1 protein-coding gene is annotated in these 1,128 nt (G+C 62.9%); it reads left to right on the top strand.

Annotated elements, in window-relative coordinates; all coding sequences use genetic code 11:
• The coding region (locus ENZ75_RS32535; RefSeq protein ID WP_164888208.1) for an ATP-binding protein at positions 1 to 1,128 on the top strand (1,128 nt) is incomplete at both ends.

The raw sequence follows: 1,128 nt of genomic DNA, 5'->3' as shown, positions 1-1,128 counted from the left end.
GGCAAATCCACCGCCGTTTCGCTGCTGCTGCGCAAGTCGATCGCGGCACGGCCGGATCTGCGCATCCTGATCCTCGACCCGCACAACGAGTTCGCGGCATCGCTGCCCGAATACTGCGTCAGGGTCGATTCCAAAACCTTGGATCTTCCGTTCTGGATGTTCACGCTGGAGGAATTCGCCGAGGTGCTGTTCCGGGGCCGCGAGACCGAGCCGGAAGAAATCGATGCCTTGCGCGACCTGATCCCGGCCGCCAAGAATCTCTACCGCAACCCGAATTCGGGCTCCTATATCAGGCGCGGCAGCGATGCGCTGACCGCCGATACGCCAGTGCCTTACCGCATCGCCGACCTGCTGAAGCAGATCGATGAGCGCATGGGCATGCTCGAAAGCAAGACCGATCGCCCGACGCTCAAATCGCTGAAGACGCGCATCGAATCGGCGGCGGCCGATCCACGTTATCGCTTCATGTTCAACTCGCGCCTGATCGAGGACACCATCCACGAGACGATCGGCAACATCTTCCGCGTGCCGCATCATGGCCGTCCCGTGACCTGCTTCGAGATGGCCGGCATGCCGTCCGAAGTGGTCAATTCCGTCTGTTCGGTGCTGGCGCGCCTGGCCTTCGATCTCGCTCTATGGAGCGAAGGCAAGCTGCAGCTTCTGTTTTTGTGCGAAGAGGCGCACCGCTATATGCCGGCCGACCCGCGTCTCGGATTCGCGCCGACCAGGCATGCGCTGTCGCGCATTGCCAAGGAAGGCCGCAAATATGGCTGCTATCTCGGCGTCGTCACCCAGCGCCCCGGCGAGCTCGACCCGACCATCCTGTCGCAATGCTCGACCTTCTTCGCCATGCGGCTTGCCAATGAGCAGGACCAGGCGATCATCCGCTCGGCGATTGCCGACTCTTCCGCCTCGACGCTTGCCTTCCTGTCCTCGATGGGCCAGCGCGAAGCCATCGCCTTCGGCGAAGGCGTGGCGACGACCATGCGGCTGAAGTTCGAAAAGCTGCCGAGCCACCTGCTCCCCGGCACCGCCAAACGCGAAGAGGCCACGTCGAAGCCGGGCGACGATGTCGATCTGGTGGCGATCGTGGAACGATTGCGCAACGTGCCGAAATCGACGCAGCAG

The sequence above is a fragment of the Mesorhizobium sp. M7A.F.Ca.CA.002.04.1.1 genome, assembly GCF_004022805.1.
Taxonomy (GTDB): Bacteria; Pseudomonadota; Alphaproteobacteria; order Rhizobiales; family Rhizobiaceae; genus Mesorhizobium; species Mesorhizobium ciceri.
Note: the sequence above shows the minus strand (reverse complement) of the source record. Positions and strands in the feature narration are given on the sequence as shown.